Source organism: Sporocytophaga myxococcoides DSM 11118, assembly GCF_000426725.1.
GTDB classification, from domain to species: Bacteria; Bacteroidota; Bacteroidia; order Cytophagales; family Cytophagaceae; genus Sporocytophaga; species Sporocytophaga myxococcoides.
Map to the genome: position 1 here is coordinate 394,323 of NZ_AUFX01000009.1, position 15,077 is coordinate 409,399.

Below are 15,077 nucleotides of genomic sequence, written 5' to 3' on the forward strand. Positions count from 1 at the left end.
TAAATTGTAACCCGTGAAAAATAAAATAAAAGTTTTGATTGTTGATGATTCTGCGGTGGTGAGGAAAATGTTAACAGAAATTCTGAATTCTGATTCTACCATCGAGGTGATGGCCACGGCTTCTGATCCTTATTTTGCGGCGACGAAAATACAGCATGAAGTCCCTGATGTGATTACGCTCGATGTTGAAATGCCCAAAATGGATGGGCTGACATTCTTGAGAAAAATTATGTCTCAGCATCCGATTCCTGTAGTGATTATTTCCAGTCTTACAGATAAAGGCACAGAGACAGCGATAAAGGCATTAGAATATGGAGCTGTAGAAGTAATTACAAAACCCAAATTGGAATCTGACGAGTCGTGGGAAGATTCGAAAATGAGGATCATCGATATTATTAAAGCGGCTTCACTATCAAAACCAGGACGTAAAACCCAGTTCGAGAAGGTGGCGCCAAAATTATCTGCGGATGCCATGATTAGTTCTTTCAGTCCTACCAGTATGATCAAGACAACGGAGAAGGTAGTTGCTGTCGGTGCTTCTACTGGTGGAACTGAAGCGATCCGTGTGCTGCTCGAAGCGATGCCCCTGGATGCTCCGGGTATTGTCATTGTGCAACATATGCCCGAATTGTTTACCAAATCATTTGCCTTGAGACTCAACGAGCTTTGCAGGATCACAGTGAAAGAAGCGGAGAATGGGGATAGTGTTTTAAGGGGAAGAGCATTAATTGCCCCAGGGAACAAACATATGCTGCTTAAAAGAAGTGGTGCAAGATATTATGTAGAAGTGAAAGATGGCCCATTGGTAAACAGACACAAACCTGCGGTAGATGTGCTGTTCAGATCTACTGCCCGTTACGCTGGCGCTAACAGTATCGGAGTATTACTTACAGGAATGGGTGATGACGGTGCAAAAGGGTTATTGGAAATGAAACAATCAGGGGCAAAAACCATTGCTCAGGATGAGAAAAGCAGTGTGGTGTTTGGAATGCCTAAAGAAGCTATAAAATTAGATGCCGCGGATAAAGTACTTTCACTTGAGCTTATTGCTTCTCAAATATTAAAGCTAACGTTATAGAATGTCATGAAGAATTTTGTTATAAGAATATTTAATGTTCAGTAAGGTAGTATAAGGTATCATTGTTGTCCGACTAAAATTTAAAGGGAGGACATCTAAATCAGTAGAAACACAACTTGCTATATACCCTAATCCAGCTCATAACAAAATCAGCACTTTCAGGAACCAAAATAGCTCTGATGCAACTTGTATGATTATGGATATAAACGGACGTGTGCTAATAGAAGAAACAGTTGGTGCATATAGTGAAAAAACTATCGAATTCACTGAAGCAGGAACTTACCTAGTATAGATTATGTCAGTGTCTGGCTTGTCGGAAATAAAGAAAGTTGTGGTTTATTAAAATCAAAGAGAGGATGTTTGGAGCACTCTTTATCCAAACTATCCTTAATCAATCCCAAAATAAGAAATCATATGAATCTGAGACGCAGGACAAGGGAGTCCTAACTCAGTAACAGGCATAAAAAAGTATTCTCCCGGTGCAAGATTTCCATCAACCGTTATTTCAAAAAAACCTTCGGAAATCTTCTTAAATTTTAATTTAATATCATTAGGAATAATTCTTCTTTCTCCCCTTCTGCTTGTTCTTGAATAAAGGAACAGCCGGCTTCGTTTTGAAGCTTCTCCTCTGACTATTTTCAAAGATTCTGCAGGATCTGAATGTATAGTAAATTTAATATAAAACTTCAATAAACTATTCGAATCAATACGCATCGAAGACTTGTCTCCTGCAGCCTTTAAATAAGTATCTGTATCTTTCCAACCACCTCCTTTAAATTTAGCAGTTACAGAAATTTCTGATCTCTCCAAATCTTTCAAGGTTCCATCAGAAGTAATATAATAAGGCCTTCCCCAAAACTCTAAGTCAGAAATTTGCTGAGCCTGTGAAAACAATGAAATTAATAATCCCCAAATCAGTAAATAAATTTTCAACATACACTAAAAATAAATTTATAATAAAAATCAAAATATTTTATTTGAATAGAAAGCAATCCTAGCTTATACAAGCTCTTCAATGTCCCTAAATATACAGAATTTACAATTTATATCCCATCAAACTCGCGATTTCACGAATGAATTTAAGGCTTCACTATAGTTAGCCATTTCGCAGACCAACGCATCACCTTACTCTAAATCCTCATCTTTGGTTATTGGCCGGCAAATAAGTATTTTAGAAAGAATTAAATACAAAGTCTTAAGTTCAACATCTTGAAACTAGGTGGAGATTAGACATATTATTTACTTTATTTGACCAATAGAAAGATAAATGAATCTACAAATTTTGCATGCGAATGAAGGTGATTTGGAAGCAATACTTAGGCTTCAAAAGGAATGTTATCAAACTGAAGCAGAACTTCATAATGAATATAATATTCCACCTCTGAACCAGACCATAATCGAAATTAAAACAGAAATGGACAAAGGAACACTGTTTTTAAAAGCCACCTTAAGTGGACAAATAGTTGGATCTGTTCGTGCATGCAGCAATAACGGCACCGTGTACATAGGACGACTAATTGTAGATAAAGAATTCCAAAACCAGAAAATCGGACAGACATTAATGAAAGAAATAGAAACTCAATTCAGTAACTGTAGTCGTTATGAATTATTCACAGGATTCAAGAGTGCAAAAAACTTAAATCTTTATCAGAAATTAGGATATAGTGAATTTAAAAGACAGCCAATAAATAATAATTTAATTTTGGTATATTTAGAAAAAATCAAATAACCAAAAGTCCGCTAGCAATAGAATTGACTGTTCCCCTTGATTTTTTTATAAGAGATGAGTGCTGTTTCATTTTAACTTTTAAATTTAACCATGAAGAAGTGGTTCATCATACTTGTAATTTGTTTTATAATAATCACATTAACAGTATTAGGATATTTTTATAAATCTTATGAGAAAGCGGATGACTACTACTGTGAAAAAGGTTTCGGCACTACTACAATCAAACTAAAAGTATTGGATTTCCATAGTAAAAAGTCAATTGATTCTATTCGATTGATTATATATAATGGAATATCAATGCATAAATTCATAGACTCTGTTTTTAAGCAAGAGAACGGATTAGTGTATAACTTTACAATTCCAGAAATGGATGATTGCGAGAGCTACTGCTTTGAAGTATCGAATAAGCTATACTACGACGAGATATATTTTGCTGACTCAAGTAAGGATGCAGGTTTGAAAAAAGGGGCTACCAATGAATCGACAATTTATCTCAAACCAGCAACTAAAGTTAATATAATACTGAAGAGCGAATTAAAAAAGTTTAATAAAGACACTGTCTTTCTCTATTTTGAAAGAGAGGATAATAAGGAGGTTAGAGATTGGAATTACTTTACGGAATCATATTTCAAAAGAAGGAAGGTACAATCTGAATACTTTAATCTGGAGAGTAATATCCGCTACAGAGCTTTATGGATACATAAGAACAACGAATATAAGGACTCTACATACACTGAATTTTATACTAAACCTTTTGACACTTTATACTTAAACTTTTTCTTAAAATAAAAACTATGCCAGTAACAGAAATCAGCATTGCCAAAGGTAAAGACAAAGATTTTTTACTTCAATTAATTGAATGTATCCATTCAGTTCTGGTTCAGACATTGCAAATACCTGAAGAAGATAAAAACTTAAGATTAATTGAATTTGATCCGGCTTTATTTTATTCTAAAAAGCCATATGAAATATTTATGCAGATAACACTTTTCAAAGGAAGAACAACAGAAACCAAGAAGTTACTTTATCAAAACATAGTTCAAGAACTTGACAAAAAACTCTCAATTGACAAAAACACTGTATTTATAATACTTAATGAGCAGCCACTGGAGAATTGGGGGCTTCGAGGTGGACAAATTGCATCTGATATTATCATTGGATTTAATATCAACATATAATTTAAAACTTATACTAAGCATTAACCCACCTCAATAGAACTTAAGCCTTACATGTATTCTCAACTTCTTCCCAACTTTTGGTTATTCCTCGACGATTGAGTATTTTAGTATAAATGAAGTTCGACAAGCACCTTCCTTCTGAAAAACTAAAACCCTACATCAAACATTTTGTAGTGTCAGAGAGCCTTGTCGAAAATGAATATAAGGTTTTTCCTTCTTCAGGACTTGTCATCGGATTTCAATACAAAGGACTACTTTCAACCATTCATAACAATACTGAAAGCAAACTGGCATCTGCAGGAATAACAGGTATTTCCGACAGTTATAAAATGTTCAGAAATTCAGCCGATATTGGAACCATATTAGTTTACTTTACTGAAATAGGATTCACTCATTTCTCTTCTAATCCTGCAAATGAGTTATTCAATTTAAGCATTTCTCTTGAAGACATATTTAATAAAAATGAAGTAAAAAAAGTAGAAGAAAAACTAGCCTTTGCCACAACAGATCAGCAACGAATAAACCTTGTTGAATTATTTTTTCTATCTCAGCTAAAAGACATTCAGACAGACAAACTGATCATTGAAGCTATAAAGCTTATACATAAAAGTAAAGGCACTATCCGCATAAAAGAACTCAACGAAAAACTCAACATCAGTCAAAGTCCATTTGAGAAACGCTTTAGAAAAATTATAGGCACTACACCCAAAAAATTTGCTTCTATTATTCGCTTTAACTCAGTTCTTAATCACCTCAACAGCAATAAACCACTAACCGAAATTTGTTACGAAAATAACTTCTTTGATCAGGCTCATTTCATAAAAGACTTCAAAGAATTCACTGGCGATACACCTGAGACCTTTAGGCGGTTACTTTAAAAAACGACTTTTTACAATTACATAAATCTTTCTAAAAACATCTTTGCATTATATTCATTCTGCAATATCTTTCAATTCACAGATTATAAGCATTATGGATTTGTATCTTTCTAACAATCATTTAACCCGAAAAATCTAATAAGATGTTTACAGTTGAAGAAATCAAAGCAGCTCATAGCAAAGTAAAATCAGGAGCAGACTTTCCTTCCTTTATCAGAGAAATTAAAAATCTAGGTGTTACTTTTTATGAAACCTATGTAAGAGACGGTCATACTGATTATTTTGGCTCCAAGGACTATAAAACCTCCTCTGGTGCGAGATATGAAGCTTTAATCATTAAAGAAGATTGTGAGGCTGAAGAGTTTAAAGCAGCCCTTAAAGCTCATCAAAATGGAAAAACAGACTATCCTACGTTTATCTCCATGAGTGCGAAACTGGGCATTGAAAAATGGGCAGTTTGTATGGATAAAATGACATGCACATATTTCGACAAAAAAGGCAAAGAAGTGTTAATTGAAGAAATTCCTCATTAGAATAAAAAGCTGACTTATAAGGATTTCATATGTCAATTGACAATATATCCTAATCATTTGAATTTATTTAAAAAACATCCTCCGATGTTTAATTAAAGTCATAAAAAGGTTGTTAAAAATTTTGAGTGCGGAGTTTTAACTGCCGCACTTTTTATTTATTTTTATCTTAATCAATAACAGGTTCATAAACTGTTATGAAATTTTTATAAGGATGAATAAAATAATACTGGCTTTTATTTTAACCTTTACGATCTCGTCCAACACTTTTGGACAAGTAGGTAATATCATTAAAGAATTAGAAATTCCAAAAAGGGATCGATATTCAAGCTCTGGTTCAGGAGATGGCTTTAGTTCTGAATGGATTATATTGGAAGGCTTCAGACTCATTGGAATTGGAATTTATAGTCTTCAGACGTATGTATTGTCTACCAGAGGTGAACATCCTGAAATCGTTTCATTGGAAGGTTTTCTTCAGGGTGGTTATTATGGAAAATATAACGCCATACTTCTCAATCCTAAGATCAGAGCCAATTGGGGTGCATTCTCTACAGAGTTCAGACAACAAAGTATAAATGATAATACAGGATATCTAAGCACTCTGGACTGGCAGATAATAAAACTTAATATTCCAATTTATCCGGTAATGTTAAATGGAGGAATGGGCTTTTCCCATTTAGATATTGCGGACCGGACGTTTTTTGAATACACTTTAGGAGCCCAGTCAAGGTTCTTAAAGAAACGTTTATATACAGAAGCTGTCTATAGATCAGCTGATGGCGAAAGAACTTCTTTCCGAAAAGAATTCAAAATCACTTGTGATTATGAAATCGGAAACAAACAGTTAAGAAATAAAGGAAGCTTCAGGATATGTCCATCTTTGGGCTTGACTTATCAAAATTACTATGGTAAGTTTAATCAATATTATTTAATGGCTGGAATAAATATAAGATACTACTAAATCTTTGCCTTCAGGAAAGTTATTTGCAATAGAACTTCTTAGCAAAGAACGAATGTAAACAGGATTCCATCTCCTCAAAATGCAAATCTAATACTCCTTCATTGCCCCCCCTATTCAGCAACACCTTTAACCCAATTCCATTTTTAAAGACTCAAAACTCTTCTGTAAGAAAAACAAATCAGAAAGATGAAGCTTATAACCATAATACTCCTACCTGCTTCTTTGGATAATACTATACGAATGAATACTTTAGCATAAAGAAAGATATACACCTAATTTCAATAGAATCCTTGAAGAAAATTCAATCAGGCCTCACTGCTAATAAAATTATTTGAAAATGACAGACGATAAACTTGCAGTATTAATCGATGCAGACAACGTACCGTATGCAAACGTAAAGAAAATGTTGGAAGAGATTTCCAAGTATGGGACACCAACTATTAAGAGAATTTATGCAGACTGGACAAAACCAACAGTATCCGGATGGAAAAATATTCTTTTAGAAAATGCCATAACGCCTGTTCAACAATACAGCTATACAACAGGGAAAAACTCAAGTGACAGCGCTTTAATAATTGATGCGATGGATATTTTATATTCAGGAAAAGTCAACGGTTTTTGCATTGTTTCAAGTGATAGTGATTTTACAAGATTAGCAACAAGGCTAAGAGAAGCAGGAATGACTGTTATTGGATTTGGAGAGAAGAAAACACCCCAACCTTTCATATCTGCTTGCGATAAGTTTATATATTTAGAAATTTTAAAAAGTTCGAAACAAGATACTTTTAATATTACCCAAAAGGCTTCAAAACCCAAGTCAAAAGGAGAACCTCTAAGTAAAGTTGATGCTGAAACTATAAAAATGATTATAGAAAGTGTTAATGATCTGGCAGATGAAAGTGGCTGGACTTTTCTTGCCAACTTAGGTAATTTTATCATTAAAAAGAAACCCGATTTCGACCCAAGGAATTATGGCTTTCCGAAGTTACTACCATTAATTAAAAATATAAACAAATTTCATATTGACGAAAGAGATACCGGAGTTAACAACATCAGACATATCTATCTTAAGCTCAAAGAAGGTTAAATTTATTACCTTCATTTGGCCACTCAAAAACAAATTAGATAGAACCAAGAATACTACTATAGATTTATAATGTTTATACTAATTGCTTGACTTAATCTATTTTTATAAACAACAGAAAAATCGAGCAAAGCAATTTCATCCCTCCCCGACAAATCTCCATAAGATTTAAATACAATCCTAAATCTACTCTACGATGAAAGTGTTAAAATGATGTTCCACCTAATATGATCTTGATTGGCGTTTAAAAGAGAATTAAACATCTTTACATTAAATGTAATAATTGTAATAGGATCTTAAACTTCTGAACAATGAATTATACAACAGCTGAAGAAGCAATAAAAATACTTAAAAGCAATGACCGTGTTTTTATTCATAGCGTTGCTGCTGCACCTAAGATTTTAATTGATGCTATGGTTAAAAGAGCTGGAGAGCTGAAGAATGTTGAAATAATTCACATGCATACTGAAGGACAAGCGGATTATGTTAAACCTGAATATCAGAACAGTTTCCATCTAAAGTCCCTTTTTGTCGGAGCCAACGTAAGGGAAGCAACACAAAGTGGAAGAGCCGATTACATCCCTATTTTTCTAAGCGAAATCCCAATTCTATTCAGAAGAAAACTCCTGCCTGTAAATATTGCTCTTATACAGGTATCTCCCCCGGACAGATTTGGATATTGCTCCCTTGGAGTTTCTGTAGACACAACCAAAGCAGTAATAGAAACCGCTGAAACTGTGATAGCCCAGATTAATCCCAATATGCCAAGAACATTTGGTGATGGCCTGATACATTTCAGTAACTTTAATTTATTAATCGAACATGAATCTCCGATTTATGAAGCCAAAATTTGTCCTTCTACTGAAATTGATAAAAAAATAGGATATCATGTAGCATCGCTGATTGAAGATGGAGCTACCCTTCAAATGGGCATTGGTAACATCCCTAATGCAGTTCTGGCGTCCCTTACCAATCATAAAAGACTCGGGGTGCATTCAGAGATGTTCTCTGACGGATTAATTCCTTTAATAGAAAAAGGAGTAGTAACCGGTGAAGATAAAATTATAGACAGAGGAAAAGTGGTGGCTACTTTTGCTATAGGCTGCAGAAGAACTTATGATTTTATGGATAACAATCCAGTGATCAAAATGAAGGAAGTGAGTTATACTAATGATGTTGCCAATATAAGAAAAAACAAAAAAGTATCTGCAATCAATAGCGCAATAGAAATTGATTTGACAGGGCAAGTTTGTGCAGACTCAATAGGCACTAAGCATTACTCAGGTGTAGGAGGTCAGATAGATTTCATAAGGGGTGCATCCTATTCTGAAGGAGGAAAACCCATTATTGCCTTGCCATCAGTAACCTCTAAAGGAGAAAGTAAAATTGTCGCTTACCTTAAAACCGGAGCAGGTGTGGTATCCACAAGAGCCAATGTTCATTATATTGCAACAGAATACGGAGTAGTAGATCTTTTTGGAAAATCAATGAAAGAAAGGGCAAAATTATTAACCAGTATCGCCCACCCTGACCATAGAGAATCGTTGGAAAAGAAATTTTATGAAAGATTTAAATAATAAGGCTCCTGTGCATCTGTAAAGCTCCGCCATTTCAATAACAAAAGGTATAATCCAATTATGCAACGACTTGAATACTTCAAACTCTTTCACAACATCAGCCTTGCTGACTACGAGTTGCTGACTCAAAAAATTAAAACCAAAATATTCCGAAAAGGAGATCTGTTAACGGTTCCGGGACTAATACAAAGAGAACTATATTTTGTAAAGAGCGGTATTCAGATGTCTTATTTCGACACACCTAATAAATCCCATGTAATGGCTTTCACATACCCACCCAATCTCTGCGCCATACCTGATTCCTTTTCATTTCAGATTCCTTCAAAGTACTTTCTGACTTGCCTCACAGACAGCGAACTGGAGTATCTTACTTATGACGAACTTCAACAATTATTTGAACAATCTCACCAAATAGAGCGTCTCTTCAGAAAAATGACAGAAGCTATCTTAGCTGGGATGATCAACCGTCATATTGAGTTGCACAGCATGAGCATTGAAGAACGCTATAAAACCTTTTGTCAAAGGAGTCCTCATTTACTTCAGTTGGTGCCTCATAAATACATCGCATCGTACCTGGGTATTGATCCTACCAATTTCAGCAAACTTTATAACCGCGTAAAATTCTGATCTTGGTATATACCAAGATTTGTCTATTTGGCTTTTATTACCTTTGATAAAAAAGTATGACAAAGCACTGGCTTGACACAACGGAATATCCATTTACTTCAAATTACATTGATATTAATGGACACAAACTTCATTACATTGACGAGGGGCAAGGGGAAACAATTTTATTCATTCACGGAACGCCTTCCTGGAGCTTTGATTTCCGTAATGTAATCAAAAAGCTGAAATCCAGTTTTCGCTGTATTGCCATCGACCACATTGGCTTTGGCCTTTCTGACAAGCCAGAACACTACGATTATTCAACGCAAAATCACAGCAAAACTCTTGAAAGTTTTGTGATTCATAAAGGCCTTCAAAAATTCACTTTAGTCGTGCATGACTTTGGTGGTCCAATTGGGTTGAACTTCGCAATCAAACATCCTGATCAAGTAAAGGATATAATTATCCTCAACTCATGGTTATGGAACAGCGAAGATGAGCCCGAATTTATTAAGCTGAGCAAAATTCTTAAAAGTCCTCTACTACCCATATTATATCGTTATCTTAATTTTTCACCTCGATATATTTTACCAAAATCATTTGGTGATCATAAAATTCCTAAACAGTTAATAAAGCAATATACCAAACCCTTTGCTAACAGAACACAACGTAATGGAACATTGGCTTTTGCCAGATCATTGCTTCAAGATCAAAACTGGTTTCAGGAATTATGGAATAAAAGACAAACTATTACTAATAAACCTACCCTGCTTATCTGGGGAATGAAAGACCCTATAATCACTATGAAATATCTGGATAAATTCTCTATTGGATTTACCAACTCAAAGATAGTCAGGTTAGAGAAAAGCGGCCATTTCCCGCAGGAAGAACAACCTGAAAAAGTAGCACAATCGATATTTAAGTTCTTAAATGAAAGATAAATCAACTCTAACACCTAAGAGTCATTTTGCATAAAAAGCTTCAAAAAGGCTAACAAGGAGCATTTTTCTTCGTAACTTGTTCATTAACATCATAAAATAAAATTGAACAATATGGATTATGGAATGATTGCAATTCTTGTGATTTTAGGAATTATGTTTCTCTCAAGAACTTTAAATGAAAATGCCAACAAAAAATTAGACCAGGATAAAAAAGCAGAATTGGTTGATTTATTCTCCAAAGATCGAATCTTCAATTTTGGAATTTTAATCATTATAGTGCTTATTTTTTTCATTAACATAAAACTTAATTTAATTGACCCTATTCTTAATTATGGAATTTATATAGGATCTATTTTAACTTTTTTGACCGTATCAACATTTTTGTCATTTAAGAAATTGAAGAAAAATAATTTCCCTGATTCTTATATCAGATCCTATATTACTATTACAACTATTAGGTTTTTAGGAATTGTTATTTTCTTTGCGATTTATCAGTTGGGGTAAAGAGCTACGTATAATTTACTTTTTTTACACTTCGAGTATTCTCCTTTCGATGATGAAGAACACTTTGATCAGGATATTGAGCTATGGAAAAAATGAACGAAGTCAAAAAGAATAACTCCTAAATATTTCTTCTTGAACAATACAATCCAAGTTAAGAACTATCTGGTTTTACCTTTTCACTCATATCCCCTAAGCTCTATAATCAACAGGCTTTCCCTTAGCTAACATTTGTTCTCATACACATGTTTTATACATATCAAAGAAAATCCAATGAAAAAACCCCTAAACGTTACCCAGAAATTAATTCAGTTACATCTCGTAAAGGGTGAAATGATACCCGGAACAGAAATTGGCATCCGGATCGATCAGACTCTTACTCAGGATGCCACAGGTACAATGGTGATGCTGGAACTGGAAGCGATGGGAGTATCAAAAATAAAAACAGAACTATCAGTTCAATACGTAGACCATAATCTGCTTCAAGAAGACTTTAAAAACGCTGATGATCATTTATTCTTAAGATCAGCAGCACAGAAATTCGGCCTTTGGTACAGCAGAGCAGGTAATGGAGTAAGTCATCCGGTCCATATGGAAAGATTTGGAATCCCAGGAAAATCAATGGCTGGTTCAGACAGTCATACCCCCGCAGCAGGAGCCCTTGGAATGCTCGCACTTGGTGCCGGAGGACTGGATGTAGCATTTTCAATGGTAGGTGAACCATTACACTTCAAAATGCCCAGAATCATGGGTGTTAAGTTAGTTGGTAAATTGCCCGACTGGGTAAGTGCAAAAGATGTGATCCTTGAAATGCTCAGAAGATATGGAGTTCATGGTGGAAGAGGAATAATCTTTGAATATTACGGCCCAGGCTTAGAACAACTATCAGCTATGGACAGACATGTCATCGCCAATATGGGTACGGAACTCGGTGCTACTACTACAATTTTCCCATCGGATCAAGAGGTAAAAAGATTTCTAAAAGCTCAGGAAAGAGAAAATGACTGGACTGAGATTATTGCGGATGAGGGCGCTAGTTATGATCTTACTGACGAGATCAATTTGTCAGAACTTGAACCATTGATTGCTTGTCCTAGCAGTCCGGGCAATGTTGTAAAGGTAAAAGAGGTTGCAGGCACTCCTATATCTCAGGTAGTTATCGGGTCATCTGCCAACCCCGGTATTCGTGACTTCTGGATTGCAGGAGAAATAGTTAAAGATAAGACAGTAAATCCTTCCGTATCATTTGACGTCAATCCTACATCCAGACAAGTTATAGAAAATCTTATCCCTATGGGGGCTCTTGCAAATCTGGTAAAGTCAGGAGCCAGATTTCACCAGGCTGGGTGCTTAGGTTGTATTGGCATGGGACAAGCTCCTGCCTATGGAAAAATAAGTTTGAGAACAATGCCCAGAAACTTCCCCGGACGTTCAGGAACACTTGATGACAAAGTCTATCTTTGCAGCCCTGAAACTGCAGCTGCATCAGCACTAACAGGAAAAATTACAGATCCCAGGGATATGGAACATCTATATGGAATGAGCTATCCGCATTACAAAAATCCGGAAAAAGAAATCATAAATACCTCTATGCTCCTCGCTCCATCAGATGGCACTCCAGTGGAACTGGAAAAAGGTCCCAACATCAAGTCATTTCCGGATTTCAGGCCATTGCCGGATACATTTGAAGCTCCAGTCCTGCTAAAGATGGGCGATAATATCTCTACGGATGAGATTCTTAAAGCTGGAGTCAAAGTACTTTCTTATCGTAGTAATATCCCTGAAATAAGTAAATGGAGTTTTAATATTATAGATAGTCAATTTTATATTAAAGCCATAAAGGCTCAGGAGATTCATGGAGGCCATATAGTGGTAGCCGGACATAACTATGCTCAGGGATCAAGCAGAGAACATGCAGCAATTGCTCCAAGGTACATAGGACAAATTGCAGTCATTGCTAAAAGCTATGCCCGTCTTGGCTGGCAAAACCTGATCAACTTTGGAATTATTCCATTTGAATTCATCCATGAATCAGATTATGACACCATCGATCCTAATGATGAGATAAGAATATCTGGGATAATAGAAGGCTTTTCAAATAACAAAGAACATATCGCTTTAAACATGACTAAAAATCTTAAATACAGATTAACCCATGGTTTGAGCGAGCGCCAGACTGAAATACTTATACATGGAGGAATCATCAATTTTCACAAAAGCAGAGAGCTTATTCTATCAAAGGGATAACTGTATAATCAATATGATTCACATTACTTAGATGCATTTTCTATATATTCAGATGAAAACATTGGGTTTAAAGCATCTAAAAGACATTAATTAATTGAAATAAAAAACTCCGGCTTTTTTCAAAACCGGAGTTCTTATTTTATTTGAGAATTACCTTCTCTCTTCTAGTGAGTCCATCTTTCTCAAATGTAACTATATATAAACCTCTTGGAAGATCGGAAACATTAAAGACATCACCTCCTTCAACAACAAATAATTGTCCGAGTTGATTGGTAAATGTAATCTTACCTACATGACCTTTCAGATGAATTTCGTTAGTACAAGGATTCGGCCAAGGCATGTTATTTTCTACTTCTGCATTAATCGTTCCTGCTACAACGCAATCATTAAGTTTAACAGTTGATGAACATGAATAACGATCCGGAGCTTTGAATATAAGGGGACTATAATAAGTCCGGATTTCGTTTACAAGTAACTCATACTTCAATTGTTTTAGATTGGTAATTTCTATGCTGTCACTTTTTATAAAATTACCTACTGCAAGGCACGTCACTTCTGAGAAATTCAAAGAGTCGTTAAAATTGGCAAAAATAGTTTCCACTTCTTCATCAACCCTATAACCTATCTTAGAATAAATGCGCCAGCTTGGACAAATTGGCTGTAGATATCTTCTGTATAAAGTAATTTTATCACACTCTGTTTTGTATTCAAAACATCTTGTAGCTGGTTGCCCATAGCCCTTTATTACATATAAGCTTCCATCCATATGGATATTCTGAATTACAGGAATATTTATCAGATTAAAGTCCTGAATCACATTTTCAGCGGGTAATATATCATTCACTGGAATGTTAATCTTTTCCAGCCACTCTACTCGATCTTGTTTCAGGTAATAATGTATGATCAGCGTATTTTGGACAAATTCCGCTTTATAGGTGTAACTGTAATTTCCCTGAAGGTTTTTAGGAAGGTTGAGGTTCACGCTAAGGTTTCTGCAAAGAAAAGAGCCCTCAAAAACATTTATATTTTCCAAAGGTGGACAGTTCAGGAGATTTGCATTTCCTATCCTTGTCAACTGGATTAGTGGAGGACATGGTGCATTAACACAATAGACAATTTGAGTGTCTGCATGGAATATTGTGAAGTCACGTGGTGAAAGATTGCTTAATACAAGACTATCAATGACCACCCTTGTTCCCACAGCATTGCAAGTAATATCACGGGGCTTTATTACATCTTTAAAATTAACCAAAAGGCTGTCTTCAATTATCTTTACTTGTGGTGTTGTATAAACATCAGCAGCAGGGCATATATCTTCCAGCCTTCTTCTGTAGATGGTAACCTCCCTGCAATCATATTTTGAAGTATAGCAAGGTCTGTATGGCCAGCCAAATGCTAAACTGGTTGATTTCAACTGACCCTCTATGTAAATATTATGGACGACAGTCCATTTAAGGTCGACATTAGCAGCAGAAGATGTTATTGAAGGAGAAAAGTATTTATTTAAATCTACAGTAATTTGCTTCAGAACATCAGTTTTTGCGCTTTGCAGATGATAGTTGATTGTTAAATACTGAGTCGTGTCATTTTTTAGAACTTCCACTTTATAATTATATTTCCCTTGAAGTTCCCGAGGGATCTTGTAAGTTGTGGAAAGTGTATCACATAATACTGATCCGTTAAAACTATTCAGAACAATAGAACTAGGAAAAACTCTGAAACTAAAAAAAAGCAGAAGGATTGTGAGTATAATTTTGTTCATAGTAA

Annotated in this window: 16 protein-coding genes; 14 read left to right on the forward strand and 2 right to left on the reverse strand. The window is 35.1% G+C overall.

The features are described from left to right. Window positions 1-13 precede the first annotated feature (13 nt). Both K350_RS0112445 and K350_RS32875 read left to right on the forward strand, forming a co-directional pair. Window positions 14-1,078, forward strand: a complete 1,065-nt coding sequence (locus tag K350_RS0112445; protein WP_028980189.1) for a protein-glutamate methylesterase/protein-glutamine glutaminase — start codon at window positions 14-16, stop codon at window positions 1,076-1,078. A 121-nt stretch (window positions 1,079-1,199) separates the two neighbouring features. After that, on the forward strand, window positions 1,200-1,370 hold the full coding sequence (locus tag K350_RS32875; protein WP_281169233.1) for a T9SS type A sorting domain-containing protein: 171 nt from the start codon (window positions 1,200-1,202) through the stop codon (window positions 1,368-1,370). A gap of 95 nt (window positions 1,371-1,465) precedes the next feature. Here K350_RS32875 and K350_RS0112455 read toward each other — a convergent pair whose 3' ends face one another. Beyond that, window positions 1,466-2,014 carry a hypothetical protein gene (locus K350_RS0112455; RefSeq protein ID WP_028980190.1) on the reverse strand — a complete coding sequence of 183 codons (549 nt, stop codon included), beginning with the start codon at window positions 2,012-2,014 and terminating at the stop codon, window positions 1,466-1,468. Window positions 2,015-2,345: 331 nt separating this feature from the next. On the opposite strand from K350_RS0112455, the gene K350_RS0112460 reads away from it, so the two are divergent. The 12 genes from K350_RS0112460 (at window position 2,346) to K350_RS0112515 (ending at window position 13,310) form a co-directional block, all read left to right on the forward strand. After that, on the forward strand, window positions 2,346-2,807 hold the full coding sequence (locus K350_RS0112460; RefSeq protein WP_028980191.1) for a GNAT family N-acetyltransferase: 462 nt from the start codon (window positions 2,346-2,348) through the stop codon (window positions 2,805-2,807). A 90-nt stretch (window positions 2,808-2,897) separates the two neighbouring features. Beyond that, window positions 2,898-3,596, forward strand: coding sequence for a hypothetical protein (locus tag K350_RS0112465; RefSeq protein ID WP_028980192.1), 699 nt, complete (start codon window positions 2,898-2,900; stop codon window positions 3,594-3,596). A 5-nt stretch (window positions 3,597-3,601) separates the two neighbouring features. Continuing rightward, the gene (locus K350_RS0112470; protein WP_028980193.1) at window positions 3,602-3,985 is read left to right on the forward strand and encodes a tautomerase family protein; all 384 of its coding nucleotides are present in this window, start codon (window positions 3,602-3,604) and stop codon (window positions 3,983-3,985) included. Window positions 3,986-4,098: 113 nt separating this feature from the next. Further along, window positions 4,099-4,863, forward strand: a complete 765-nt coding sequence (locus K350_RS0112475) for a helix-turn-helix domain-containing protein (protein WP_028980194.1) — start codon at window positions 4,099-4,101, stop codon at window positions 4,861-4,863. 143 nt (window positions 4,864-5,006) lie between these two features. After that, complete coding sequence (locus K350_RS0112480) at window positions 5,007-5,396, forward strand: DUF1398 domain-containing protein (RefSeq protein ID WP_028980195.1); 390 nt, start codon at window positions 5,007-5,009, stop codon at window positions 5,394-5,396. A 211-nt stretch (window positions 5,397-5,607) separates the two neighbouring features. After that, a complete protein-coding gene (locus K350_RS0112485) occupies window positions 5,608-6,354 on the forward strand; it encodes a hypothetical protein (RefSeq protein WP_028980196.1) in 747 nt (248 codons plus the stop codon). A 337-nt stretch (window positions 6,355-6,691) separates the two neighbouring features. Next, complete coding sequence (locus K350_RS0112490; protein ID WP_037575333.1) at window positions 6,692-7,441, forward strand: NYN domain-containing protein; 750 nt, start codon at window positions 6,692-6,694, stop codon at window positions 7,439-7,441. 308 nt (window positions 7,442-7,749) lie between these two features. Then, the gene (locus K350_RS0112495; RefSeq protein WP_028980198.1) at window positions 7,750-9,015 is read left to right on the forward strand and encodes an acetyl-CoA hydrolase/transferase family protein; all 1,266 of its coding nucleotides are present in this window, start codon (window positions 7,750-7,752) and stop codon (window positions 9,013-9,015) included. A gap of 60 nt (window positions 9,016-9,075) precedes the next feature. Further along, window positions 9,076-9,642, forward strand: a complete 567-nt coding sequence (locus K350_RS0112500) for a Crp/Fnr family transcriptional regulator (RefSeq protein ID WP_028980199.1) — start codon at window positions 9,076-9,078, stop codon at window positions 9,640-9,642. Between the two features lie 56 nt (window positions 9,643-9,698). Then, entirely contained in the window at window positions 9,699-10,562 is an 864-nt protein-coding gene (locus K350_RS0112505) for an alpha/beta fold hydrolase (protein ID WP_028980200.1), read from the forward strand. A gap of 111 nt (window positions 10,563-10,673) precedes the next feature. Then, the gene (locus K350_RS0112510; protein WP_028980201.1) at window positions 10,674-11,066 is read left to right on the forward strand and encodes a hypothetical protein; all 393 of its coding nucleotides are present in this window, start codon (window positions 10,674-10,676) and stop codon (window positions 11,064-11,066) included. A gap of 270 nt (window positions 11,067-11,336) precedes the next feature. Continuing rightward, a complete protein-coding gene (locus K350_RS0112515; RefSeq protein ID WP_028980202.1) occupies window positions 11,337-13,310 on the forward strand; it encodes an aconitate hydratase in 1,974 nt (657 codons plus the stop codon). A 139-nt stretch (window positions 13,311-13,449) separates the two neighbouring features. Here the strand turns inward: K350_RS0112515 and K350_RS0112520 are convergent, their stop codons facing one another. Beyond that, entirely contained in the window at window positions 13,450-15,072 is a 1,623-nt protein-coding gene (locus tag K350_RS0112520; protein ID WP_028980203.1) for a T9SS type A sorting domain-containing protein, read from the reverse strand. Window positions 15,073-15,077: the final 5 nt, after the last annotated feature.